This is a genomic window from Micromonospora sp. NPDC049139 (assembly GCF_055586845.1).
The window spans coordinates 51,797-74,797 of record NZ_JBVJHK010000018.1 but is presented as its reverse complement, the minus strand read 5'-3'; the positions used below and the strand labels follow the sequence as shown (position 1 = coordinate 74,797).

Genomic DNA, 23,001 nt, shown 5'->3' with positions numbered 1-23,001 from the left:
GTGGTCCGACGCCCGGCGGCCGGCCGGTGGATACGGTGATCCGGTGGTCACCTCGGGGCGGCTCGTGCTGCGGCATTTGATGGCGTTCGACGCGCTGGTGGGCGTCGCCCTCGTGCTCCTCACGGTGTTCCGGACGCCCGGCGCCCCGGCGCTCGCCGGTGGCCTGGCGGTGCTGTTCGGGGCTCCGCTCGCCGTCCGCCGGCGCTGGCCGGCGCCGGTGCTCGCCGTCGTGGTGCCGGCGGGGGCGGTGGCGGTCGCCGTCGGGGCGGCCGGCGACGCGGTGGTGTTCGCGGTCGCGTTCGCGCTCTACCCGGTCGCGCTGGTCACCTCCACCCGGGAGGGCGTGTCGGCGCTCGTCGTGGTGCTGGCCGCCCTCACGGGCGCGGGGCTGGCGGGCGGCACGGTCCCCGGGCTGCCGATCGTCCCGACCCGGGCGGGGGAGGAGTCGTTCGCCGCCACGCCGGTCCCGGTCCTGCTCTACGCCGCGACCGTCGTCGCCGCTTCGTGGGCGCTCGCCCGCGCGGTGCGCGCCCGTCGACGTCACGTCGCCCAACTCGCCGCGTCGCGTGCCGACCAGGCGGTGGCCGAGGAACGGTTGCGCATCGCCCGGGACATCCACGACGTGGTCGGGCACAGCCTCAGCCTGATCGCCATGAAGGCGGCCGTCGCCAACCACCTGGCGGACAGCCATCCCGAGCAGGGCCGGGCCGCCCTGGGCACGATCGAGCGGGTCAGCCGGAGCGCGCTCGACGACATCCGGGTCGTGCTCGGCGCGCTGCGCGACCCGGCCGACACCGCGCCGAGCTTCGCCGAACTCGACCGGCTGGTCGAGGCCGTCCGGTCCGCCGGTGTCACCGTCGACGTCGACCGGGCGACCGACCTGACCCGGGTGCCCGCGGCCGTGCAGGCCTCGGCGTACCGCATCGTGCAGGAGGCACTCACCAACGTGCTGCGCCACGCCGGCCCGACCCGCTGTCGGCTCGCCGTGGCGGTCGAGCCCGGGGCGCTGGCCGTCGCCGTCGTCGACGACGGGGGGTCGGGGCGCGCCGTCGGGCCGCCCGGCCATGGGCTGCGGGGCATGCGCGAGCGGGCCGTGATGCACGGCGGCACCCTGGCGGCCGGCGTCGAGCCCGGCGGCGGCTTCGCCGTGCGCGCCCGGCTGCCGTTCACCCCGGCGGTGCCGGACGATGGGTGAGCCCGTACGCGTGCTCCTGGCCGACGACGACGTGCTGCTGCGCGGCACCCTCCGGCTGCTGGTCGATGCCACCCCGGGAATGACCGTGGTGGCCGAGGCGGGCACCGGGCGGGCGGCCGTCGAACTCGCGAGGACGCACTCGCCCGAGGTGGTGCTGATGGACGTCCGGATGCCCGAGATGGACGGCATCACCGCCACCGAGCAGGTCACCGCCGGCCGGGACGCGCCCCGGGTGCTCGTCCTCACCACCTTCGACCTCGACGACTACGTGTACCGGGCGCTGCGGGCCGGGGCGAGCGGCTTCCTGCTCAAGGACACGTCCCCCGTACGGCTGCTCGACGCGATCAGGGTGGTCGCCGCGGGCGAGGCGCTGCTGGCCCCCAGCGTCACCCGTCGGCTCATCGCCGAGTTCACCCGGATGCCGGCGGCCCGACGGGTGCCGGGACGGCTCGACGGGGTGACCCCACGGGAGCGGGAGGTGTTGACGTTGATCACCCGTGGGATGTCTAACACCGAGATCGAGCAGCACCTGCACCTCAGCCGGGGCACCGTCAAGACGCACATCGGCCGGTTGCTGACGAAGCTGGGCGTCCGCGATCGGGCGCAACTGGTGATCGCGGGCTACGAGTCGGGGCTCGCCGACCGGTGAGGTTCGGTCGACCGTCGTGAGCGCCGCGCCGCGCCGGCCCGGCGGGGCCGGCGTCCGATCCCGTCGCGTTGACCTGGGGGCCGGGGGTGTGGCAGCATTCGCGGCCTGACGGCAGTGAAGGAAGCCGGTGTGATTCCGGCGCGGTCCCGCCACTGTCACCGGGGAGCGATCCCCCCTCGTGAGTCACGGCCGTGCGTGCGCGGTTGGAAGACCGGGGGTGAGCGTCGATCCGGGAGCCAGGATACTTCGGCCGTCGGGAGTGACCCCAGGGCGTGGACACCCGAGGAGGACCCGATGACGCACCGCGTCTCCGCCATCGACGATCATCGTCGCATCGTGCCCGGCCGCCACAGCGCGCCGGCGAGCAGCCGTATTTCCGCAGCCCCGTCCGGCCGCCGCGGCGCGCGTCCGGCCGGCCGTGGTGTGCCCGCCCCCGGTCGCCCCGCAGCGGTCGGGCGCGTCGCCCGTCCCTGACGCCCGCACCGCGCCGCCCGACCCCGTCGGCCCGCCGGTGAGCCGCTTCCCGGCCCGCCGTACCCGCTGAACCGCGCCCACCCCTCGTACCGTCCGGTCGTCCTCGCGTCGATCCGGGCGTCACTCTCCGGAGCCGTCCGTGCGCATCCTGCTGCTGTCCACCGCCGACACCGACCTGCTCGCCGCCCGCGCCAGCGGCGCCGACTACCGACTCGCCAACCCCGCCCGGGTCGCCGCCGACGCCGTGCCCGCGCTGCTCGACGGCGTGGACCTCGCGGTCGTACGCCTGCTCGGCGGCCGGCAGGCGTGGCCGGACGGGCTCGCCACGGTCCTGGCCTCCGGCGTGCCCACGGTCGTGCTCAGCGGCGAGGCCGCGCCGGACGCGGACCTGATGGCGGCCTCCACCGTCCCCGCCGGCGTGGCCACCCAGGCGCTGGCCTACCTGGTCGAGGGCGGCCCGGAGAACCTCGCCCAGCTCGCCCGCTTCCTCTCCGACACGGTGCTGCTCACCGGCGAGGGGTTCGCCCCGCCCGCGTCGACCCCGACGTACGGCGTCCACGGCGACCGTCCCGCGCGGCCCGACCGGCCGACCGTGGGGATCGTCTTCTACCGGGCGCACTCCCTCGCCGGCAACACCGGCTTCGTCGACACCCTCGCCGACGCCGTCGACGCGGCCGGCGGCAACCCGCTGCCGATCTTCTGCGGCTCGCTGCGCGGCCTCACCGCCGGCGCGGGCCCGCTGGGCCTCTTCGCCGGCTGCGACGCCCTGCTGGTCACCGTGCTGGCCGCCGGCGGCACGGTCGCCGCCGACGCCTCCGGCGGCGGCGACGAGGACGCCTGGGACGTGGGCGCGCTCGCCGCCCTCGACGTGCCGGTGATCCAGGCGCTCTGCCTCACCAGCACCCGCGAGCAGTGGGCCGGCAGCGACGCCGGACTGTCCCCGCTGGACGCCGCGATGCAGGTTGCCGTCCCCGAGTTCGACGGCCGGATCGTCACCGTGCCGTTCTCGTTCAAGCGGATCGACGCCGACGGGCTCTCCAGCTACGTCGCCGATCCGGAGCGGGCCGCCCGGGTGGCCGGCATCGCCGTGCGGCACGCCCGGCTGCGACACGTGCCCAACGCCGACAAGCGGCTCGCGGTCGTGCTCAGCTCCTACCCGACGAAGCACTCCCGGGTCGGCAACGCCGTCGGCCTGGACACCCCGGCCTCGGCGGTCCGGCTGCTCGCCGCCCTCGCCGAGGCCGGCTACCACCTCGGCGACGCCCCCGTGCCCGACGACGGGGACGCGCTCATCCACGCCCTCATCGCCGCCGGGGGGCACGACGTCGAGTGGCTCACCCCGGAACAGCTCGCCGCCGCCGAGGCGCGGGTGCCCGGGGCGACGTACCGGCGCTGGTTCGACCAGGCGCCGGCGGAGCTGCGGGAGCGGATGCTCGCCCACTGGGGGGAGCCGCCCGGCGGGCTCTACACCGACGGCGGGGACATCGTGCTGGCCGGGCTGCGCTTCGGCAACGTGGTGCTGCTGATCCAGCCGCCGCGCGGCTTCGGCGAGAACCCGATCGCCATCTACCACGACCCGGACCTGCCGCCGAGCCACCACTACCTGGCCGCGTACCGCTGGCTGGCCGCGCCCGCCACCGACGGCGGCTTCGGCGCGGACGCGGTGGTGCACCTGGGCAAGCACGGCACCCTGGAGTGGCTGCCCGGCAAGGGCCTCGGGCTGGCCGCCGACTGCGCCCCCGACGCCGTCCTCGGCGACCTGCCGCTGGTCTACCCGTTCATCGTCAACGACCCCGGCGAGGGCACCCAGGCCAAGCGCCGCGCGCACGCCGTCGTCGTCGACCACCTGGTGCCGCCGATGGCCCGCGCCGAGACGTACGGCGACCTGGCGAAGCTGGAGCAACTCCTCGACGAGTACGCCACCGTGCAGGCGCTCGACCCCGCCAAGGTGCCCACCGTGCAGGCGCAGATCTGGGCCCTGGTGCGCGCCGCGGAGCTGCACCACGACCTGCACGCCGAGGACATGCCGGCCGCCGAGGACTTCGACGACTTCGTGCTGCACCTCGACGGGTACCTCTGCGAGGTCAAGGACGTGCAGATCCGCGACGGCCTGCACATCCTCGCCGCCGCGCCCACCGGCGAGCCCCGGGTCAACCTCGTCCTCGCCGTGCTGCGCGCCCCGCAGGTCTGGGGCGGCGCCCGCGCCCTGCCCGGCCTGCGCCAGGCCCTCGCCGCCGCGTACGGGCTCGACGAGCAGGCGCTGCTCGCCGCGCCGGGGGAGCGGCTGGCCGTGCCCGAGGCGCTGACCGACACCGTCGACGGGCCGGCCGGCACCGCCGCCGACGCCGTCGACCTGATCGAGGCCCTCGCGCGCCGGCTGGTCGTCGGCATGGAGACCCTCGGCTGGGACGCCGACAAGGTCGACGCCGTGGTCGAGGAGGTCACCGGCCGGGCCGTCCCGGACGCCGCCGCCGTGCTCCGCTTCGCCGCCACCGAGCTGGTGCCCCGGCTGGACCGCACGACCGACGAGATCGACCGGGTGGTGGGTGCGCTCGACGGGCGGTTCGTGCCGCCCGGCCCGTCCGGCTCGCCCACCCGGGGCCTGGTCAACGTGCTCCCCACCGGCCGGAACTTCTACTCCGTCGACCCCAAGGCGATCCCCAGCCGCAACGCCTGGGACGTCGGGGTCGCCCTGGCCGACTCGCTGCTGGCCCGGCACCTCGCCGACACCGGGGAGTACCCGCGCTCCGTCGGCCTGACCGTCTGGGGCACCAGCGCCATGCGCACCCAGGGCGACGACGTCGCCGAGGTGCTCGCGCTGCTCGGCTGCCGCCCCACCTGGGACGACCGCTCCCGCCGGGTCACCGGCGTGGAGGTGGTGCCGCCGGCCGAGCTGGGCCGCCCCCGCGTCGACGTCACCGTGCGGATCTCCGGCTTCTTCCGGGACGCCTTCCCGCACGTGGTCGCGCTCATCGACGACGCGGTGCGGCTGGTCGCCGCCCTGGACGAGCCCGCCGAGCAGAACTTCGTCCGCGCGCACGTCGCCGCCGACCTCGCCGAGCACGGCGACGAGCGGCGGGCCACCGCCCGCGTCTTTGGCTCCAAGCCGGGCGCGTACGGGGCCGGGCTGCTGCCGCTGATCGACTCCCGCAACTGGCGCAGCGACGCCGACCTCGCCGAGGTGTACGCCGTCTGGGGCGGCTACGCCTACGGCCGGGGGCTGGACGGGCGGGAGGCGCGCGCCGACATGGAACGCTCCTTCGCCCGGATCGCGGTGGCGGTGAAGAACCAGGACACCCGCGAGCACGACATCGTCGACTCCGACGACTACTTCCAGTACCACGGCGGGATGGTGGCGATGGTGCGTCACCTCACCGGCGCCGCCCCGGCCGCGTACGTGGGCGACTCGGCGATGCCGCACGACGTGCGTACCCGCACCCTCGGCGAGGAGACCCGGCGGGTGTTCCGGGCCCGGGTGGTCAACCCGAAGTGGATCGCCGCGATGCGCCGGCACGGCTACAAGGGCGCGTTCGAGCTGGCCGCCACCGTGGACTACCTGTTCGGCTACGACGCCACCGCCGGCGTCGTCGACGACTGGATGTACGAGCACCTGGCCGCCGCGTACGTCTTCGACGAGACCACCCGGGAGTTCCTGGAGCAGTCGAACCCGTGGGCGCTGCGCGGCATCACCGAGCGGCTGCTCGAGGCGGCCGACCGGGGCCTGTGGGCCGAGCCCGAGCCGACCACCCTGGACCGGCTCCGCGAGACGTACCTGGCCAGCGAGGGCGACCTGGAGGACCGGCAGTGAGCGCGAGGAGTGAGCCGGTCCTGCGAGCCCCGCAGTCGCGAACGGAAAACGACACAGTGACCACCTACCCGTTCAGCGCGGTGCTGGGCATGGACGACATGCGGCTCGCCCTGCTGCTCAACGCGGTTTCCCCGGCGATCGGCGGGGTGCTCGTCCGCGGCGAGAAGGGCACCGCCAAGTCGACGGCCGTGCGGGCCCTGGCCGCGCTGCTGCCGCCCGTGGAGCGGGTGGCCGGCTGCCGCTTCGCCTGCGACCCGGCCGCCCCCGACCCGTCCTGCCCGGACGGCCCGCACCCCGACGCGCCGGCGGCCGAGCGGCGTCCCGCCCGGCTGGTGGAGCTGCCGGTCGGCGCGGCCGAGGACCGGGTGGTCGGCTCGCTCGACTTGGAGAAGGCGCTCGGCGAGGGCGTCCGCGCCTTCGAGCCGGGCCTGCTCGCCGCCGCCCACCGCGGCGTGCTCTACGTCGACGAGGTCAACCTGCTCCACGACCACCTGGTCGACCTGCTCCTCGACGCCGCGGCGATGGGCCGTTGCCACGTGGAGCGGGAGGGCGTCTCGGTCAGCCACGCGTCCCGGTTCCTGCTGGTCGGCACGATGAACCCGGAGGAGGGGGAGCTGCGCCCACAGCTGCTGGACCGGTTCGGGCTGACCGTGGAGGTCGGGGCCAGCCGCGACCCCGCCGTACGCGTCGAGGTGGTCCGCCGGCGGCTCGCCGCCGACGCCGACCCGGCCGGCTTCGCCGCCCGCTGGGCCGACGCCGACGCGCAGGTCGCCCGCCGGGTCGCGGCCGCCCGGCAGCGGCTGGAGCGGGTGCTGCTGCCTGACGCCGCGCTGCGCCGGATCGCCGAGGTGTGCGCGGCGTTCGACGTGGACGGCATGCGCGCCGACATCGTCACCGCCCGCACCGCGCTGGCGCACGCCGCCTGGCACGGCCGGGACGTGGTCACGGTGGAGGACGTCCGCGTCGCCGCCCGGCTGGCGCTGCCGCACCGCCGCCGCCGGGATCCGTTCGACACGCCCGGACTGGACGAGAAGCGCCTCGACGAGGCCCTGGACCGGGCCGGCGACGACGACCCCGACGACGACCCGGGTGGTCCCGGCGGTCCCGGCGACGGCCCGTCCGGCGGGCCCGACGGTCCCGGCCCGGACGGCGGCCCGGGCGGCCCCGGGCGAACCCCGGACGACGGCGGATCCGGCGGGACACCGCCGGCCGGTCGCGACGAGCCGGGCCCCGGGCACGGCGACGCCGCCGGCGGGGACGGCGGCGACGGCCCGGAGCCCGCCAGCGGCGACCCGGCGCAGGGACGGTACGACGACGACCGGGCCAGCCCGGCCGACGGAGGCCCGGTCGACGGCGGTGGGCCCGGGCCGACCGGCTCGGCGGACGGCCGGCCCGGCGCCGGTGGGCAGGCGGTGGCCGTACCCCGGCAGGGGCTCAGGGCGCGGCTGCTCACCGCGCCCGGGATCGGCGACGGGGTGCCCGGCCGACGCTCCCGTGCCCGCACCGGGCGGGGCCGCACCACCGGGGCGCGGGTGCCGGCCGGCCGGGCCGGGGCGCTGCACCTGCCGGCGACCCTGCGGGCCGCCGCCCCGCACCAGGGCGCCCGGGGGCGCGTCGCCGGGCCGCTGCGGTTGCGTCCCGACGACGTCCGCGAGGCCGTCCGTGAGGGACGCGAGGGCAACCTGGTGCTCTTCGTGGTCGACGCCAGCGGCTCGATGGGCGCCCAGGCGCGGATGGCCGCCGTCAAGGGTGCCGTGCTCGCCCTGCTCACCGACGCCTACCAGCGCCGGGACAAGGTCGCGGTGGTCGCCTTCCGGGGAGCCGCCGCGCAGACCCTGCTGCCGGCCACCTCCTCGGTGCTCGCGGCCTCGACGCGGCTGGCCGAGCTGCCCACCGGCGGGCGCACGCCGCTGGCCGAGGGGCTGCTCGCCGCCGCCGACCTGCTGCGGGTGGAGCGGCTGCGCGACCCGAAGCGCCGCCCCCTGGTGCTGGTCGTCACCGACGGCCGGGCCACCGCCGGGGGGCGCCCGCTCGACCGGTCGGCCCGCGCGGCGGCCGTGCTCGCCGCCACCGGCGCCCCCTGCGTCGTCGTGGACTGCGAGAGCGGCCCCGTCCGCCTCGGCCTGGCCCGCCGCCTCGCCGCCCAACTCGGCGCCGACCACCACCGGCTCGACGAGGTCGCCACCGCCCCCCTCACCACCCTCGCGGCCGGCCGACCGACACCCGCGCCGGAGTCCCCTCGCGGGCGGTCCGCCGCAGATCTTGGCAGGAAGCGGCCCCCCGAGGGGCCCTCCCCTTCCAAGATCGTCACTGCCGCCGCCTCCACCGCCGTCAACGCCGCCACCATCGCCGTCGCCGTGGCGCAGAACAGGAGTGTTGCCTGATGCCGCAGGGGAAGCCGTCCCACGTGCCCGCCGACGGGTTGACGACGCGGCAGCGGCGCAACCGGCCGCTGCTCGTCGTTCACACCGGGCAGATGAAGGGGAAGTCGACCGCCGCGTTCGGGCTGGCGCTGCGCGCCTGGACCGCCGGGCTGCCGATCGGGGTGTTCCAGTTCGTCAAGAGCGCCAAGTGGCGGGTGGGCGAGGAGAACGCCTTCCGCGCCCTCGGCGAGGTGCACGAGCGCACCGGGCAGGGCGCCCCGGTGGCCTGGCACAAGATGGGCGAGGGCTGGTCCTGGATCCAGCGCGGCGGCGAGGCCGACCACGCCGCCGACGCGCTGGAGGGCTGGCGGCAGATCCAGCGCGACCTGGCCGCCGAGCGCTACGGCCTGTACGTGCTCGACGAGTTCACCTATCCGATGAAGTGGGGCTGGGTGGACGTCGACGAGGTGGTCGACACCCTCGCGAACCGCCCCGGGTTCCAGCATGTCGTGATCACCGGCCGCGACGCCGACCCGCGCCTGGTCGACGCCGCCGACCTGGTCGCCGAGCTGACGAAGGTCAAGCACCCGATGGACGCCGGCCAGAAGGGCCAGAAGGGCATCGAGTGGTGACGGTCGAGCCGTGGGCGTTGCCCCGGGTGGTGGTCGCCGCACCCGCCAGCGGGCACGGCAAGACCACCGTCGCCACCGGGCTGCTCGCCGCGCTGCGCCGCCGTGGCCTGGCCGTCAGCCCGCACAAGGTCGGCCCGGACTACATCGACCCCGGCTACCACGCGCTCGCCGCCGGTCGCCCCGGCCGCAACCTCGACCCGTGGCTGGTCGGCGAGGAGCGGATCGCGCCGCTGCTGCGGCACGGCGCCGCCACCCCGACGCCCGCCGACATCGCCGTGGTCGAGGGGGTGATGGGGCTGCACGACGGCGCGGTCGGCCGCCGCGGGTACGCCTCCACCGCGCACGTCGCCCGGCTCGTCGACGCGCCGGTGCTGCTGGTGCTGGACACCACCGCGCAGGGCCGTTCCGCCGCCGCGCTCGCCCTGGGCATGGCCGCGTTCGACCCGGGCGTGCGGATCGGCGGGGTGATCCTCAACCGGGTCGGCTCGCCCCGGCACGAGTCCCTGCTGCGCGACGCCCTCGCCGAGGTGGACGTGCCGGTGCTCGGGGCGGTCAGCCGCGCCGCCGAGGTCGCCGCCCCGGCTCGTCACCTCGGGCTGGTGCCCGTCGCCGAGCGGGCGCCGGAGTCGCTGGCCATCGTGGCCGCCCTCGCCGACCTCGTGGCGTCCACCGTGGACCTCGACGCGGTGCTCGACCTGGCCCGCACCGCCGGGCCGCTGACCGCGCCCGCCTGGGACCCGGCCGCCGCCGTCGGCGGCCCCGCCGGCGGCGAGCGCCCGGTGGTCGCGGTCGCCGGCGGGCCCGCCTTCACCTTCTCCTACGCCGAGACCGCCGAGCTGCTCGCCGGCGCCGGCGCCGCCGTCGTTCCCTTCGACCCGCTGCGCGACGCCGGCCTGCCCGCCGGCACCCGCGCGGTGGTCGTCGGCGGCGGCTTCCCCGAGGCGTACGCGCCGCAGCTCGCCGACAACGCCACGCTCCGCGCCGAGCTGGCCGGCTTCGACGGCCCGGTCGTCGCCGAGTGCGCCGGGCTGCTCTACCTCGGTCGGTCCCTCGACGGCGTACCCATGTGCGGCCGGCTCGACCTCACCGCCCGGATGACCGACCGGCTCACCCTCGGCTACCGGGACGCCGTCGCCGTCACCGGCTCCCCGCTGCACCGCCCCGGCGACCCGGTACGCGGCCACGAGTTCCACCGCACCGCCACCGACCCGGGGCACGGTGACCGGCCGGCGTGGCGCTGGGACGGCGCCGACCACGGCTTCGTCGCCGGCCGGGTGCACGCCTCCTACCTGCACACCCACTGGGCCGGGCACCCGCACGCCGCCCGCCGCCTGGTCGAGGCGGCGAGCCGGTGAGCGCGCAGGAGCACGGCGAGCGGGTGGCCGGGCACGACGGCGGCGAGCCGGTGAGCGCGCGCGGCGGGACGCCGGGCGGGGACGCCCCCACCGCCACGCTGACCGGGGTGGGGGTCGGTCCCGGCGACCCGGAACTGCTCACCCTCCGGGCGGTCCGGGTGCTGGCCGAGGCCGACCTCGTGTTCGTACCGGTGCTGGACCGCCTCGCCGCGGACGGCGACGCGCCGCCCGGGCGGGCCGAGACCACCGTGGCCGCGCACGTCGCGCCGGACCGGCTGCGCCGGCTGCCGTTCGCCCTGGACGACCGGGGCGGGGTGACCGCGCGCCGGGAACGGGCGTGGGACGACGCCGCGCGGGCCGTGGTGGACGCGGTCGACGGCGGCGCCCGCGCCGTCGCCTTCGCCACCATCGGCGACCCGAACGTCTACTCCACCTTCGGCTACCTGGCGCAGACCGTCCGCGCCCGCCGCCCGGCGGTCGAGGTGCGCACGGTCCCCGGGATCACCGCCATGCAGGACCTGGCGGCGCGCAGCGGCGTCCCGCTCTGCGAGGGCCGGGAGCCGCTGACCCTGTTGCCGGCCACCGCCGGGCTGGCGCTCTTCGCCGACGCGCTCGCCGGCCCCGGCACCGTCGTGGCCTACAAGGGCTGGCGGCGGCACGCCGATCTGGTCGCCGAGCTGCGCCGGCAGGGCCGCCTCGGCGACGCGGTGCTGGGCCGGGGCCTCGGGCTGCCCGACGAGCGGATCGGCCCCGTCGCCGACGCCGCCGACGACCTGCCGTACCTGTCGACGCTGCTGGTCCCGGCCCGCCGGGACCGTAGAGGAGGAAAGCTGTGACCACCGCGCCGACCGCGGACCGCGCCGACGACGGCGGGCCGACCAGCACGGGCAGGGTGTGGTTCGTCGGGGCCGGCCCCGGCGCGGCCGACCTGCTGACCCTGCGCGCCGCCCGGGTGATCGGCGCGGCCGACGTGGTGGTCTGGGCGGCCAGCCTGGTGCACGCCGACGTGCTCGCCCACGCCCGCCCCGACGCGGAGATCGTCGACTCGTCGCGGCTGCCGATCGAGGGGGTGCTGCCGCTCTACCGGCGGGCCGCCGCCGAGGGGCTGACCGTGGCGCGGATCCACTCCGGCGACCCGGCGCTGTGGGGCGCGGTGCAGGAGCAGCTCGACCTGTGCCGGGCGCTCGGGCTGGCCGTCGAGATCGTCCCGGGCGTCTCGTCGTTCACCGCCGTCGCGGCGATCGTCGGCCGGGAACTCACCATCCCCGAGGTCGCCCAGTCGGTGATCCTGACCCGGCTGGAGGGCGGCAAGACCCCGATGCCGCCGGGCGAGCGGGTCCGCGAGTTCGCCCGGCACGGCACCACCATGGCACTGTTCCTCTCCGCCGCCCGCTCCGGGCAGGCGCAGGCCGAGCTGCTGGCCGGCGGCTACCCGCCCGACACCCCGGTCGTGGTGGCGTACCAGGCGACCTGGCCGGACGAACTGGTGGTGCGGTGCGCCCTCGGCGACCTGGAGGCCACGGTCAAGGAGCACAAGCTCTGGAAGCACACCCTCTTCCTGGTCGGCCCGGCGCTCGCCGCCGCCGGCACCCGCTCGCACCTCTACCACCCCGGGCACTTCCACACGTTCCGGCGGGCCGAGCCGGCCGCCCGCGCCGACCTGCGCCGCGCCCGGGCCACCGGCGGGACGGCGGGGGACGGGCACACCGGATGACGTACGCCGAGCCGCCGCTGCGCGAGCCGGACCTGCCGCGTACGGCGAAGGTCCGGCCCACCGCGCTGCGCACGGGCTGGACCACCGGCGCGTGCGCGACGGCGGCGGCGAAGGCGGCGGTGACCGCCCTGGTCACCGGCGTGCCGCAGCGGGAGGTGGAGATCGGGCTGCCCGCCGGCCGCCGGGTCCGCTTCCCGGTGGCCCGCTGCGAGGTCCACGCCGGCACGTCGGCGGAGGCCGTGGTGGTCAAGGACGCCGGCGACGACCCCGACGTCACGCACGGCGCCGAGCTGACCGTCACCGTCGGCTGGCGGGACGTGCCCGGGCTGCGGCTCGACGGCGGTCCGGGCGTCGGCACGGTCACGAGGCCGGGACTCGGGCTGCCCGTCGGCGGGCCGGCGATCAACGAGACCCCGCGCCGGATGATCGGCCAGGCGGTCGCCGAGGTGGTCGACCTGGCCGAGGTGGGCGTCCGCGTGGTGGTCAGCGTGCCGCGCGGCGAGATCATGGCCCGCAAGACCACCAACCGGCGGCTCGGCATCCTCGGCGGCATCTCCATCCTCGGCACCACCGGCATCGTCCGGCCGTTCTCCACCGCCTCCTGGCGGGCCAGCGTGGTGCAGGCGGTGCACGTGATGGCCGCCCAGGGGGAGCGGACGGTGGTGCTGTGCACCGGCGGGCGCACCGAGCGGGCCGCCCGCGCGCTGCTGCCGGAGCTGCCCGAGGTGTGCTTCGTCGAGGTCGGCGACTTCACCGGCGCGGCGGTCACCGCCGCCGTCGGCGACCGGATGACCGGGGTGGTCTTCGTCGGGATGGCCGGCAAGCTGGCGAAGCTCGCCGCCGGCATCCTGATGACCCACTACACCCGGTCCAAGGTGGACCTGTCCCTGCTCGGCGACGTCACCGCCGAGGCGGGCGGCGACCCCGACCTGGTGGCGGCGGTCGCCGCGGCGAACACCGGGCGGCACGCGTACGAGTTGTGGGAGGCCGCCGGGCTGCTCGGCGCCGCCGGTGACCTGCTTTGCCGGCGGGTACGCCAGGTGCTGCTCCGGTTCGCCGGGAACGCGGTCACCGTCGACGTGGCGATGGTGGACTTCGCGGGCGACCGGGTCGTCGCCTCGTCGGGCCGGTGGGCGGCGTGACCGGGATCCCGCCCGCCGGGGGCACCGGGCCGGCCGTGACCGTGGTGGGGATCGACGCCGGAGGGGGGCCGCCGCACCCCGCCGCCGCGCCCGCGCTCGCCGGGGCCCGGCTGGTGGTGGGCGCGGCCCGGCACCTGGCCGCCGTACGCCTGCCGGCCGGCGCCGACACCGTCGCCCTCGGGCCGCTCGCGCCGGCGCTGGACCGGCTGGCCGCCGCCGTCGCCGCCGGAACGGAGGCGGTCGTGCTGGCCAGCGGGGATCCCGGGCTGTTCGGCGTCGTCCGGCGGCTGCGGGCGGCCGGGCTGCCGCTGCGGGTGCTGCCGGCCGTGTCCAGCGTGGCCGCCGCGTTCGCCCGCGCCGGGCTGCCCTGGGACGGCGCGGCCGTGGTCACCGCCCACGGCCGGGACCCGCGACCGGCGCTGAACGCCTGCCGGGCGCTGCCCGCCGTCGCGGTGCTCACCGCGCCCGGCGCCGGGGCCGCCGAGCTGGGTGCCGGTCTGGTCGGCTGGGCCCGCCGGCTGGTCGTCGCCGAGCACCTCGGCACCGACGCCGAGCGGCTCACCGAGACCACCCCCGAGGCGGCCGCCGCCCGCGTCTGGGCCGACCCGCACGTGCTGCTCAGCCTCGCCGGGGAGCCTGGGGCCGCCGGGATGCGGGCGGACAACCAGCCGGCCGCCGCGCCGGCCGGCGGGTGGGCGCTGCCCGAGTCCGCCTACGCGCACCGCGACTCGATGATCACCAAGTCGGAGGTACGCGCCCTCGCCGTGGCCCGGCTGCGCCCCCGCCTCGGCCGACTGGTCTGGGACGTCGGCGCGGGCAGCGGCTCGGTCGGCATCGAGTGCGCCCTGCTCGGCGCGGCCGTGGTCGCCGTCGACCGCGACCCGGCGGCGCCGGTGCGCGCCAACGCCGCCCGGCACGGCGTCGACGTCAGGGTGGTGGTCGGCGCCGCCCCGGGGGCGCTGCACGGGCTGTCCGACCCGGACGCCGTCTTCGTCGGGGGTGGCGGCACCGACGTGCTCGCCGCCGTGGCGCACCGCCGGCCGGACCGGGTGGTGGTGACCCTCGCCGCCGTCGACCGGGTCGCCCCGGCGGTCGGGCTGCTGCGCGCCGGCGGCTACGCCGTGGAGGGCGTCCAGCTCTCCGCCGCCCGCCTCGCCGACCTGCCCGGCGGATCCATCCGACTCGCGGCCACCAACCCGGTGGTCGTCCTCACCGGGGAGCGCCCGTGAACCACCCGCCCACCGCCACGGACCAGCCGACCCGGATCGGCCTGGTCGCCGCCACCGCCGCCGGGCGGCGGCACGCCCGCACCCTCGCCGACGCCTGGCCGCACGCCCGCCTGGTCACGGCGGACACCGTCGCGGACGCGCTGCGCGCTGCCTGGGCCGAGTGCGACGCGGTGGTGGCGTTCCTGGCCACCGGGGCGGTGGTGCGCATCCTCGCGCCGCTGCTCGGCGACAAGCACACCGACCCGGCCGTGGTGGTGGTCGACGAGGCGGCCCGGCACGCGGTCGCGCTGCTCGGCGGGCACGCCGGGGGCGCCAACGACCTCGCCGGGCGGGTCGGCGCGGCGCTCGACGCGCGGCCGGTGGTCACCACCGCCACCGACGCCGTCGGCCTGCCCGGGCTGGACACGCTCGGCTGGCCCGTCGAGGGCGCCGTCGCCGCCGTCAGCCGCGCCATCCTCGACGGCGAGCCGGTCACCCTCGTCGCCGACGCCGCCTGGCCGCTGCCCGCCCTGCCCGACAACGTGCGCCCCGCCCCGACGCCGTCCGGACCGGTTGAGCCGGCCGGGTCCGCCGAGCCGGCCGGACCGGTTGAGCCGGCCGGGTCCGCCCCGCCGGCCGGCCCGATCCCGCCCGGCGAGCGGGTCGAAGCCGGCTCCGCGCCGGCCGGGCCGACGGTCGGCGGGTACCGGCTGCTGGTCAGCGACCGGGTGGTGCCGCTCGACGACCGGACGGCCGTGCTGCGGCCTCCGTCGCTGGTCGCCGGGGTGGGGGCCAGCCGGGGTGTGCCCGCCGCCGAGGTGCGCGGCCTGCTGGACCGGGTGCTCGCCGAGGCCGGCCTCAGCCCGGCCAGCCTGCGGCACCTGGCCAGCGCCGACATCAAGGCCGACGAGGCGGGCATCCGGGCGACCGCCGACGCGCTCGGCGTACCCCTGGTGACGCATCCGGCGGCGGAGCTGGCGGCGGTCGACGTGCCGCACCCCAGCGAGGTGGTCCGCGCCGCCGTCGGCACCCCCAGCGTCGCCGAGGCGGCGGCGCTGCTCGGCGGCGACGCGGCGCTGCTGGTGCCGAAGACCGCGACGGCGATGGCCACCGTGGCGGTCGCCCGGCACGCCCCGCGCGGCCGGCTGGCGATCGTCGGCCTCGGCCCGGGCGCGCCCGACCTGCGCACCGCCCGCGCGGCGGCCGAGCTGCGCCGCGCCGCCGTGGTCGTCGGCCTCGACCAGTACGTCGACCAGGTCCGCGACCTGCTGCGCCCCGGCACCCGGGTGCTCGCCAGCGGCCTCGGCGCCGAGGAGGAACGGGCCCGCGCCGCCGTCGCCGAGGCGGTGGCCGGGCACGCCGTCGCGCTGGTCGGCTCCGGCGACGCCGGCGTGTACGCGATGGCCAGCCCCGCCCTGGAGTACGCCGACGAGCGGATCGACGTGGTCGGGGTGCCCGGGGTGACGGCCGCCCTCGCCGCCGGCGCCCTGCTCGGCGCGCCGCTCGGCCACGACCACGCCTACCTGAGCCTGTCCGACCTGCACACCCCGTGGGAGGTCATCGCGCGCCGGGTGGCCGCCGCGGCCGAGGGCGACTTCGTGGCGCTGCTCTACAACCCGCGCAGCCGCGCCCGCGACTGGCAGCTCGGCGCGGCGCTGGAGGTCTTCGCCGCGCACCGGCCGCCGGACACCCCGGTCGGGGTGGTGCGCAACGCCAGCCGACCCGACGAGCGGGTGCACCTGGCCACCCTGGCCGACCTCGACCCGGCGCTGGTCGACATGTACAGCGTCGTGGTGGTGGGCAGCAGCCAGACCCGGGTGGTCGCCGGCCGGATGGTCACCCCTCGGGGGTACCGGTGGCGGCGGTGACCATCGGCGCCTGCCAGGGCTGCGGCGCCTGCCTGCTCACCTGCCCGACGCACGCCATCCGACCGGTGCCCGGCGGCCTCGCCGTCCGCGCGGACCGCTGCACCGGCTGCCTGGAATGCCTGGAGATCTGCCCGGTGGACGCCATCTGCGCCACCGGCACCGACGAACGTGGAGGAAGCCGATGAGCCCGACCGCGGTCAGCGCCGCACCCCCGGCCGGCCGGTGGAGCCGCGCCGAGCGGGTACGCCTCGGCGGCATCGTGCTCGCCGTCGCCGTGCTGCACGTCGCCGGCTGGAGTCTTTACCTGTACTGGAACAACCAGCCCGCCGCGGCCGGCGGCCTCGCCGGGGCCGGCACGCTGGCGTACCTGCTCGGGGTGCGGCACGCCTTCGACGCCGACCACATCGCGGCGATCGACGACACCACCCGGCTGATGCTGCTGCGCGGTCGGCGCCCGGTCGGCGTCGGCTTCTTCTTCGCCCTCGGGCACAGCGGGGTGGTGCTGCTGCTGGCGCTGGTCGTCGGCCTCGCCTCGGCCAACCTCGCCGGCCCCGGGCTGGCCGAGGCCCGCGAGGTGGGCGCGACCGTCGCGATCCTCACCGCCACGCTGTTCCTCGCCCTGGTCGCGGTGCTCAACGCGGCGGTGCTGGCCGGCCTGGCGCGGCTGTGGCGGCGGCTGCGCCACGGCGACCTGGACGAGCGCGAGCTGGACCTGCACCTGCTCAACCGGGGTCTGGTGCAGCGGGTGCTCGGCTCCCGGGCCCGCGCGCTGGTGCGCTCCTCCTGGCACATGGCGCCGGTCGGGTTCCTCTTCGGCCTCGGCCTGGAGACCGCCAGCGAGGTGACCCTGCTCGCCCTGTCGGCGAGCACCGCCGCCGCCGGCGGGCTGCCCGTGCTCGCCCTGCTCACCCTGCCGCTGCTCTTCGCCGCCGGGATGTCCGCCATGGACACCGCCGACAGCCTGCTGATGAGCCGCGCCTACTCGTGGGCGTACCGGCACCCGGCCCGGCGGCTCTACTACAACCTGGCCACCACGGCGGTGACCGTGCTGGTCGGCGGCCTGGTCGCCAGCGTCTACGCCGCCGGCCTGCTGGTCGACCACCTCGGGCTGTCGGCGCTGTCCTGGTACGCGGGGATCGCCGACCACTTCGAGCAGCTCGGGTACGCCGTCGTGGCGCTCTTCGTGTTCGCCTGGGCCGGCGCGGTGGCGCTGTGGAAGCTGCGCCGCTACGACGAGCGCTACGGTGCCGGGGCGGTGCGGCCGTGAGCCGGGTCGTGCACCCCATCGAGCGGGAGTCGTACCGGATCCTGCGCTCCCGGGTGGACCTCGCGCACCTGCCGCCGCTGACCCGGGCCGTCACCGAGCGGGTGGTGCACGCCAGCGCCGACCTCGACTACGTCACCGACCTGGTCTGCGACGAGGCGGCCCTGGCCGGCGGGCTGGCCGCCCTGCGCGCGGGCGCGCCGGTGGTCACCGACGTGGCGATGGTGGCCGCCGGCATCACCGGTCGGCAGACCGTCTGCCCGGTCGCCGAGCCGGCCGCCGCCGACCTGGCCCGCGCGGCCGGGATCACCCGGTCGGCGGCGGCGGTGCGGCTCGCCCTGGAGCGGGTCGGCCCCGGCGCGGTGTGGGTGGTCGGCTGCGCACCGACCGCGCTGGAGGAGCTGATCGCCCTGGACGCCCGGCCGGCGCTGGTCGTCGGGCTGCCGGTGGGCTTCGTGGGCGCCGCCGAGTCGAAGGCGGCGCTGCGGGCCAGCGGCCTGCCCGGGGTGTCCAACCGGGGCGAGAAGGGCGGCTCGGCGGTCGCCGCCGCCGCCCTCAACGCCCTGCTGTACGTGGAGGAGGAGCATTGACATGCTCCCCCGCCTAATGGCGGGGGATTCCCACCCTCACGGGTTGGGGTTCCTGGTTCACCGCAGACCGCACGGAAGGAGGTCCTTCGTGTCTGACGTCCGCTCCGCAGGCGTTTTGCGTCTCGACCAGCCCGGCCGCGACAGCGATGTTCTTCGCGGCGTTGACGTCCCGGTCATGCCGGGCACCGCAACCCGGACACGACCAATGCCGTGTGCCGAGGGAAAGCTGGGCAAGCAGATGCCCACACGCCGAACACGTCTTGGACGACGGGTACCAGCGGTCCACCACCGCGAGGGTACGGCCGTCGCGGTGCGCCTTGTAGGCGAGCAGGGTGCGGAACTCGGCCCAGCCGGTACGGGCGATCGCTTTGGCCAGGCAGCGGTTGCGGACCATGTTCGCCACCGCCAGATCCTCCACCGCGATGGCGGCGAACCGGCGCACCAGGGCCGTGGACTCCTGGTGCAGGAAGTCCCGGCGGGCGTCGCGTACCCGCGAATGCGCGCGCGCCACCTTCCTTTTGGCTTTGGCGCGGTTGGCGGAGCCCTTCTGTTTTCGGGCCATCATCCGCTGATACCGCTTGAGTCGGCGTTCCCGCCGTTCCATATGTTTCGGGTGGGGGATGCGCTCGCCGGTGGACAACACCGCGAAGTCGGTCAGGCCGAGGTCCACGCCCACCGCCCCGCCCGTCGGTTCGGGTGCGGCGGGTGTCTCGACGTCGACGGCGAAGGTCAGGAACCAGCGGCCGTCCGGGTCACGCGACACCGTCACCATCGTCGGATCCAACCCCGCCACGTCCACGTCTGGCCAGGACCACACGAACCGCAGCACACCCGGTGTCTTCCCCAACGACAGGTTGCCGCTACGCAGGCGGAACGCCGACCTGGTGAAACTGGCGGACTGGCGGCCGTGCCGCGACTTGTAGCGCGGGTACCGGGCTCGCTTGGCGAAGAACGCGGTCATGGCGGTGTGCTGGTGCCGCAGGGTCTGCTGCAACGGCACCGACGACACCTCACCCAGAAACGCCAGATCGGGCTGCCTCTTCATCTCCGTCAGCGCCCGATCCGTCTCCGCGTAGGAGGTGGACTTCCGTTCGGCGTGCCAGCGGGCGTGACGGGCAGCGAGAGTGCGGTTCCACACCACCCGGATGCAACCGAACGTGCGGTTCAGCACCGCCGCCTGCTCCGGGGTCGGGTACGCCCGACACCTGTACGCCGTCCGCACAGAACCAGTCATACCAGAAAGGACAGTCATGGCTGACAACGCATCCGCCATTCCTCCCCGCCCTGAAGGACGGGGCATCCTGGCGGTGATCCGGTGACCGCTCTGGTCATCGTCGGGCACGGCACGCGCAGCGCGGCCGGGGTCGACCAGTTCGTGGCGTTCGTGGAGCGGGTCCGCCGGCGCGCCGCCGGCGCGGTCGGCGACGTCGAGGGCGGCTTCATCGAGCTGTCCCGGCCGCCGCTGACCGACGCGGTGGGCGCGCTCGTCGACCGGGGACACCGGTCGCTGGTGGCGCTGCCGCTGGTGCTGACCGCCGCCGGCCACGGCAAGGGCGACATCCCCGCCGCGCTGGCCCGCGAGCGGCAGCGCCACCCCGGGCTCAGCTACGCCTACGGCCGGCCGCTGGGCCCGCACCCGCTGCTGCACACCGCTCTGGAGCAGCGGATCGACGCCGCGCTGGCCGGCGCCGATCGGGCCGGCACCTGGGTGGCGCTGATCGGGCGCGGCTCCACCGACCCGGACGCCAACGCCGAGGTGGCCAAGGTGGCCCGGCTGCTCTGGGAGGGGCGCGGCTACGCCGGCGTCGAGCCGGGCTTCATCTCGCTCGCGGAGCCGTCGGTGCCGGCGGTGCTGGACCGGCTGCGCCGGCTCGGCGCGCGGCGCATCGTCGTCGCGCCGTACTTCCTCTTCGCCGGCGTGCTGCCCGACCGGATCGTCGCCCAGTCGGCCGACTTTGCCGCCGCCCACCCCGAGCTGGACGTGCGGGTGGCCGACCTGATCGGCGACTGCGACGCCCTCGCCGACCTCGTCCTCGAACGGCATGCCGAGGCGCGCCGCGGCGACATCCGGATGAACTGCGACACCTGCGCGTACCGGGTGCTGATGCCGGGCTTCGTCGACAAGGTGGGCCGGCCGCAGACCCCGCACGACCACCCCGACGACCCGGTCGACGGCCACGGCCACCACCATCACGGGGACCACCACCAGCACGGGGACCACCACCACGGCGGCCGTCACCACCACCGCGACCAGCGGCCCGGCCTGCGCCCGGGACAGGTCGCGGTCGTGGGCGGCGGCCCCGGCCCCGACGACCTGATCACCGTACGGGGGAAGGCCCTGCTGGACAGCGCCGACGTGGTGGTCGCCGACCGGCTCGCCCCGCGCGGGCTGCTCACCGGGCTGCGCCCGGACGTGGTGGTGGTCGACGCCGCCAAGGTGCCGCGCGGGCCGTCGATGCCGCAGGACACCATCAACGACACCCTGATCGCGTACGCCCGCGCGGGCAAGCGGGTGGTTCGGCTCAAGGGCGGCGACCCGTACGTCTTCGGCCGGGGCCACGAGGAGGTCCAGGCGTGCGCCGCGGCCGGGGTCGAGACCGTGCTGGTTCCCGGGGTGAGCAGCGCGCTGGCCGTGCCGGCCCTGGCCGGCGTCCCGGTCACCCACCGGGGCGTCGCCCACGACGTCACCGTCGTCTCCGGGCACCTGCCGCCGGGGCACCCCGACTCCCTGGTGGACTGGGTGGCGCTGGGCCGGTCCCGGGGCACCGTGGTGCTGCTGATGGCGGTGGACACCATCGCCAAGATCGCGGCGGTGCTGGTGGAGCACGGCCGCGCCCCGGACACCCCCGTGCTCGTCGTGGCCGACGGCGGCCAGCCGGAGCAGCGCACCTGGTCGTCCCGGCTGGACGAGGTGGGCGGGTTGGCCGCGCGGGAGGACGTCCGGCCGCCGGCGGTGTTCGTGCTCGGACCGGTGGTGCGGCTGCGGGAGACCGGCATGGCGGCCGGTCAGCCGGTGGCCGCGCGGGCGAGGGCGTAGCCGGCGGTGGCCGCGGCGAGGCCGGCGGCGACGCTGAGGGCCATGTTGGCCAGCGCGGCGTGCCGCCGTCCCGCCCGGGCCAGCCGCAGCGTCTCGTAGCTCAGCGTGGACCAGGTGGTCAGCGCCCCGCAGAAGCCGGTGCCGACCAGCGCCGTGAGTGCGGGGTCCGCCGGCAGGCCGGTGACCGCACCGAGCAGCAGCGACCCGACTACGTTGACCGTCAGCGTGCCCCACGGGAACCCGGTGCCGAAGCGGGCCTGCACGGCCCGGTCGGTGAGGTAGCGCAGCGGGGCGCCGAGCGCCGCGCCGAGCGCCACGAGCAGGGCGGTCACCGGCCGCTCCGGGCGAGCAGCCGCCCGGCGGCGGCCTCGCCGGCCCAGACCGCGAGCAGCGCGCCGACCAGCGTGGCGCCGAGGGCGGCCAGCGCGGTGCCGGGGGCGCCGGCGAGCAGCGCCTGGTGCGCGTCGACCGCGTAGGTGGAGAAGGTCGTGTACCCGCCGAGCACGCCCACGCCGAGGAACGGGCGGGCCAGCGGTCGGCCGCCGCCGACGTGGCCGAGCACCGCCATCAGGACACCGATCAGCAGGCACCCGCTCACGTTGACGCAGAAGGTGGCCCAGCCGAACGTGGCGGGGGAGTGCGGGACGGCGGCCTGCAGGCCGGCCCGGGCCAGCGCGCCGAGCACACCCCCGGCGGAGACGGCGGCGAGCACCGCCGCCGGGTGCGCGGTGAGTTCGTCGCGGTCGGCCGGGACCCGAAGGTCGACATCCGGGTCGACGCGCGACGGCTCGGACGGGCCGGTCACGTCTCCTCCCACGGTGCCGTCGGCCGCCATCCGGCCGTCGCCGCAGCATACGCCGGGTCGGCCGCGGACGGCCGACCCGTGCCGTGGTGCCCCGCCGTCAGCGCACCGCCGCGACGGCGGCGTCGGCGCCGCCGCGCCAGACCACGCCGGCCTCGGTGAAGCCGGCGTCGGTCAGCGCCGCCAGGTGCCAGGAGGCCGGCGGGTTCCACTCCGGGCTGTGCCCGGTCGGGTAGATCTCGCGCCGCCGTTGCACCAGTGGGGCGAGCGCCGGGTCGGCCGCCGCCCGCTCCCACCAGTCCGACCAGGAGAGCACGGCGCCGCTGGCGTAGCGGGCCTCGCGCCGGGTCCGCGCGCTGTCCAGCAGGCGCTTGGTCAGCTCCGGCAGCGCGTCGTCGGGCATGTGGTCGGCGTTGAGCAGGATCCCGCCCGGGCGCAGCACGCCGTGCAGCTCGGCGTAGAGGCGGGCCAGCCGGTCGCCCGGCAGCCAGTGCAGCGCGGTGGCGGTGAGCACCGCGTCGTACTCCCGCACCGGCAGCGCGGTCGTCCACTCCGGCTGCCCGAGGTCGGCCTCGACCACGGTGACCCGGTCGCCGAACGTCGACCTGGCGATGGCCAGCAGCGCGGGATCGAGGTCGACCAGGGTGATCTCGGCGTCGGGGAAGCGGCGCAGCGCCCGGGCCGAGATGGTGCCGGTGCCGCCGGCCAGGTCGAGCAGGCGGGGTCGCCCGCCGTCGAGGATCGCCTCGACCGCGTCGAGCATCGCGGTGAACCGGTGCTCCCGGTCCGGCAGGTACGCCTCCTGCTGCCGGTCCCAGCTCTCCTGCCAGGCGGCGACGTTGCTGATGTAAGGACTCATAGCGATGAGGCTAGTTACCGTTCCGGAGCGCTGTCCAGACC

General features: G+C 76.9%; 16 protein-coding genes, 4 pseudogenes and 1 riboswitch. Of the genes and pseudogenes, 16 read left to right on the top strand and 4 right to left on the bottom strand.

Going from position 1 to position 23,001, the window contains the following annotated elements; all coding sequences use genetic code 11:
• Positions 1-43: 43 nt before the first annotated feature.
• The 15 genes and pseudogenes from ACZ6Q9_RS26060 to ACZ6Q9_RS25990 all read left to right on the top strand — a co-directional run bounded on the left by ACZ6Q9_RS26060 (position 44) and on the right by ACZ6Q9_RS25990 (position 18,262).
• Complete coding sequence (locus ACZ6Q9_RS26060; protein ID WP_396829931.1) at positions 44-1,195, top strand: sensor histidine kinase; 1,152 nt, start codon at positions 44-46, stop codon at positions 1,193-1,195.
• Positions 1,188-1,844 carry a response regulator gene (locus ACZ6Q9_RS26055; RefSeq protein ID WP_396829933.1) on the top strand — a complete coding sequence of 219 codons (657 nt, stop codon included), beginning with the start codon at positions 1,188-1,190 and terminating at the stop codon, positions 1,842-1,844. Before ACZ6Q9_RS26060 ends, ACZ6Q9_RS26055 begins: the two co-directional genes overlap by 8 nt.
• A gap of 117 nt (positions 1,845-1,961) precedes the next feature.
• Positions 1,962-2,091: riboswitch (cobalamin riboswitch) on the top strand.
• Between the two features lie 366 nt (positions 2,092-2,457).
• Positions 2,458-6,126, top strand: coding sequence for a cobaltochelatase subunit CobN (gene cobN / locus ACZ6Q9_RS26050; protein ID WP_396829934.1), 3,669 nt, complete (start codon positions 2,458-2,460; stop codon positions 6,124-6,126).
• A pseudogene (locus ACZ6Q9_RS26045) lies at positions 6,123-8,333 on the top strand (VWA domain-containing protein); the annotation flags it as partial. The gene cobN and the pseudogene ACZ6Q9_RS26045, both read left to right, overlap by 4 nt.
• A gap of 176 nt (positions 8,334-8,509) precedes the next feature.
• Positions 8,510-9,121, top strand: coding sequence for a cob(I)yrinic acid a,c-diamide adenosyltransferase (gene cobO / locus ACZ6Q9_RS26040; RefSeq protein WP_091095266.1), 612 nt, complete (start codon positions 8,510-8,512; stop codon positions 9,119-9,121).
• On the top strand, positions 9,118-10,476 hold the full coding sequence (locus ACZ6Q9_RS26035; protein WP_393266378.1) for a cobyrinate a,c-diamide synthase: 1,359 nt from the start codon (positions 9,118-9,120) through the stop codon (positions 10,474-10,476). Before cobO ends, ACZ6Q9_RS26035 begins: the two co-directional genes overlap by 4 nt.
• A gap of 50 nt (positions 10,477-10,526) precedes the next feature.
• On the top strand, positions 10,527-11,312 hold the full coding sequence (cobI, locus tag ACZ6Q9_RS26030; protein WP_393266601.1) for a precorrin-2 C(20)-methyltransferase: 786 nt from the start codon (positions 10,527-10,529) through the stop codon (positions 11,310-11,312).
• Positions 11,309-12,190, top strand: coding sequence for a precorrin-4 C(11)-methyltransferase (gene cobM / locus ACZ6Q9_RS26025; RefSeq protein WP_396829935.1), 882 nt, complete (start codon positions 11,309-11,311; stop codon positions 12,188-12,190). The genes cobI and cobM overlap by 4 nt, the downstream gene beginning before the upstream one ends.
• Entirely contained in the window at positions 12,187-13,332 is a 1,146-nt protein-coding gene (locus tag ACZ6Q9_RS26020) for a cobalt-precorrin-5B (C(1))-methyltransferase (protein WP_393266375.1), read from the top strand. Before cobM ends, ACZ6Q9_RS26020 begins: the two co-directional genes overlap by 4 nt.
• A complete protein-coding gene (gene cbiE, locus ACZ6Q9_RS26015) occupies positions 13,320-14,561 on the top strand; it encodes a precorrin-6y C5,15-methyltransferase (decarboxylating) subunit CbiE (RefSeq protein ID WP_396829937.1) in 1,242 nt (413 codons plus the stop codon). The genes ACZ6Q9_RS26020 and cbiE overlap by 13 nt, the downstream gene beginning before the upstream one ends.
• A pseudogene (locus tag ACZ6Q9_RS26010) lies at positions 14,558-15,085 on the top strand (precorrin-3B C(17)-methyltransferase); the annotation flags it as partial. The gene cbiE and the pseudogene ACZ6Q9_RS26010, both read left to right, overlap by 4 nt.
• Before the next feature lie 114 nt (positions 15,086-15,199).
• A pseudogene (gene cobJ, locus ACZ6Q9_RS26005) lies at positions 15,200-16,408 on the top strand (precorrin-3B C(17)-methyltransferase); the annotation flags it as partial.
• Positions 16,396-16,619: pseudogene (locus ACZ6Q9_RS26000) on the top strand (4Fe-4S binding protein); the annotation flags it as partial. The pseudogenes cobJ and ACZ6Q9_RS26000, both read left to right, overlap by 13 nt.
• Before the next feature lie 48 nt (positions 16,620-16,667).
• On the top strand, positions 16,668-17,675 hold the full coding sequence (locus ACZ6Q9_RS25995; protein ID WP_393266598.1) for a HoxN/HupN/NixA family nickel/cobalt transporter: 1,008 nt from the start codon (positions 16,668-16,670) through the stop codon (positions 17,673-17,675).
• Positions 17,672-18,262, top strand: a complete 591-nt coding sequence (locus tag ACZ6Q9_RS25990) for a precorrin-8X methylmutase (protein ID WP_396829940.1) — start codon at positions 17,672-17,674, stop codon at positions 18,260-18,262. Before ACZ6Q9_RS25995 ends, ACZ6Q9_RS25990 begins: the two co-directional genes overlap by 4 nt.
• A 13-nt stretch (positions 18,263-18,275) precedes the next feature.
• On the opposite strand, the gene ACZ6Q9_RS25985 is transcribed toward ACZ6Q9_RS25990, so the two are convergent.
• Positions 18,276-19,604, bottom strand: a complete 1,329-nt coding sequence (locus tag ACZ6Q9_RS25985; protein ID WP_396829941.1) for an RNA-guided endonuclease InsQ/TnpB family protein — start codon at positions 19,602-19,604, stop codon at positions 18,276-18,278.
• Here ACZ6Q9_RS25985 and cobA point away from each other — a divergent pair.
• Positions 19,578-21,299, top strand: coding sequence for a uroporphyrinogen-III C-methyltransferase (gene cobA / locus ACZ6Q9_RS25980; protein ID WP_396829942.1), 1,722 nt, complete (start codon positions 19,578-19,580; stop codon positions 21,297-21,299). The two genes, ACZ6Q9_RS25985 and cobA, sit on opposite strands and share 27 nt — an antisense overlap.
• Here cobA and crcB read toward each other — a convergent pair.
• The 3 genes from crcB to ACZ6Q9_RS25965 all read right to left on the bottom strand — a co-directional run bounded on the left by crcB (position 21,269) and on the right by ACZ6Q9_RS25965 (position 22,960).
• Entirely contained in the window at positions 21,269-21,631 is a 363-nt protein-coding gene (gene crcB, locus ACZ6Q9_RS25975) for a fluoride efflux transporter CrcB (RefSeq protein ID WP_393266365.1), read from the bottom strand. The genes cobA and crcB overlap by 31 nt on opposite strands.
• Positions 21,628-22,134, bottom strand: a complete 507-nt coding sequence (locus tag ACZ6Q9_RS25970; RefSeq protein WP_393266363.1) for a fluoride efflux transporter FluC — start codon at positions 22,132-22,134, stop codon at positions 21,628-21,630. The genes crcB and ACZ6Q9_RS25970 overlap by 4 nt, the downstream gene beginning before the upstream one ends.
• Before the next feature lie 67 nt (positions 22,135-22,201).
• Positions 22,202-22,960 (bottom strand): class I SAM-dependent methyltransferase, encoded by a 759-nt coding sequence (locus tag ACZ6Q9_RS25965; RefSeq protein WP_393266361.1) that lies wholly within the window; start codon positions 22,958-22,960, stop codon positions 22,202-22,204.
• Positions 22,961-23,001 lie beyond the last annotated feature (41 nt).

Coding starts and splice junctions, on each gene's coding strand:
- ACZ6Q9_RS26055 (WP_396829933.1), top strand. CDS start 1,188: ATGGGTGAGCCCGTACGCGTGCTCCTGGCCGACGACGACGTGCTGCTG.
- cobO (WP_091095266.1), top strand. CDS start 8,510: ATGCCGCAGGGGAAGCCGTCCCACGTGCCCGCCGACGGGTTGACGACG.
- ACZ6Q9_RS26020 (WP_393266375.1), top strand. CDS start 12,187: ATGACGTACGCCGAGCCGCCGCTGCGCGAGCCGGACCTGCCGCGTACG.
- ACZ6Q9_RS25970 (WP_393266363.1), bottom strand. CDS start 22,134: ATGGCGGCCGACGGCACCGTGGGAGGAGACGTGACCGGCCCGTCCGAG.
- ACZ6Q9_RS25965 (WP_393266361.1), bottom strand. CDS start 22,960: ATGAGTCCTTACATCAGCAACGTCGCCGCCTGGCAGGAGAGCTGGGAC.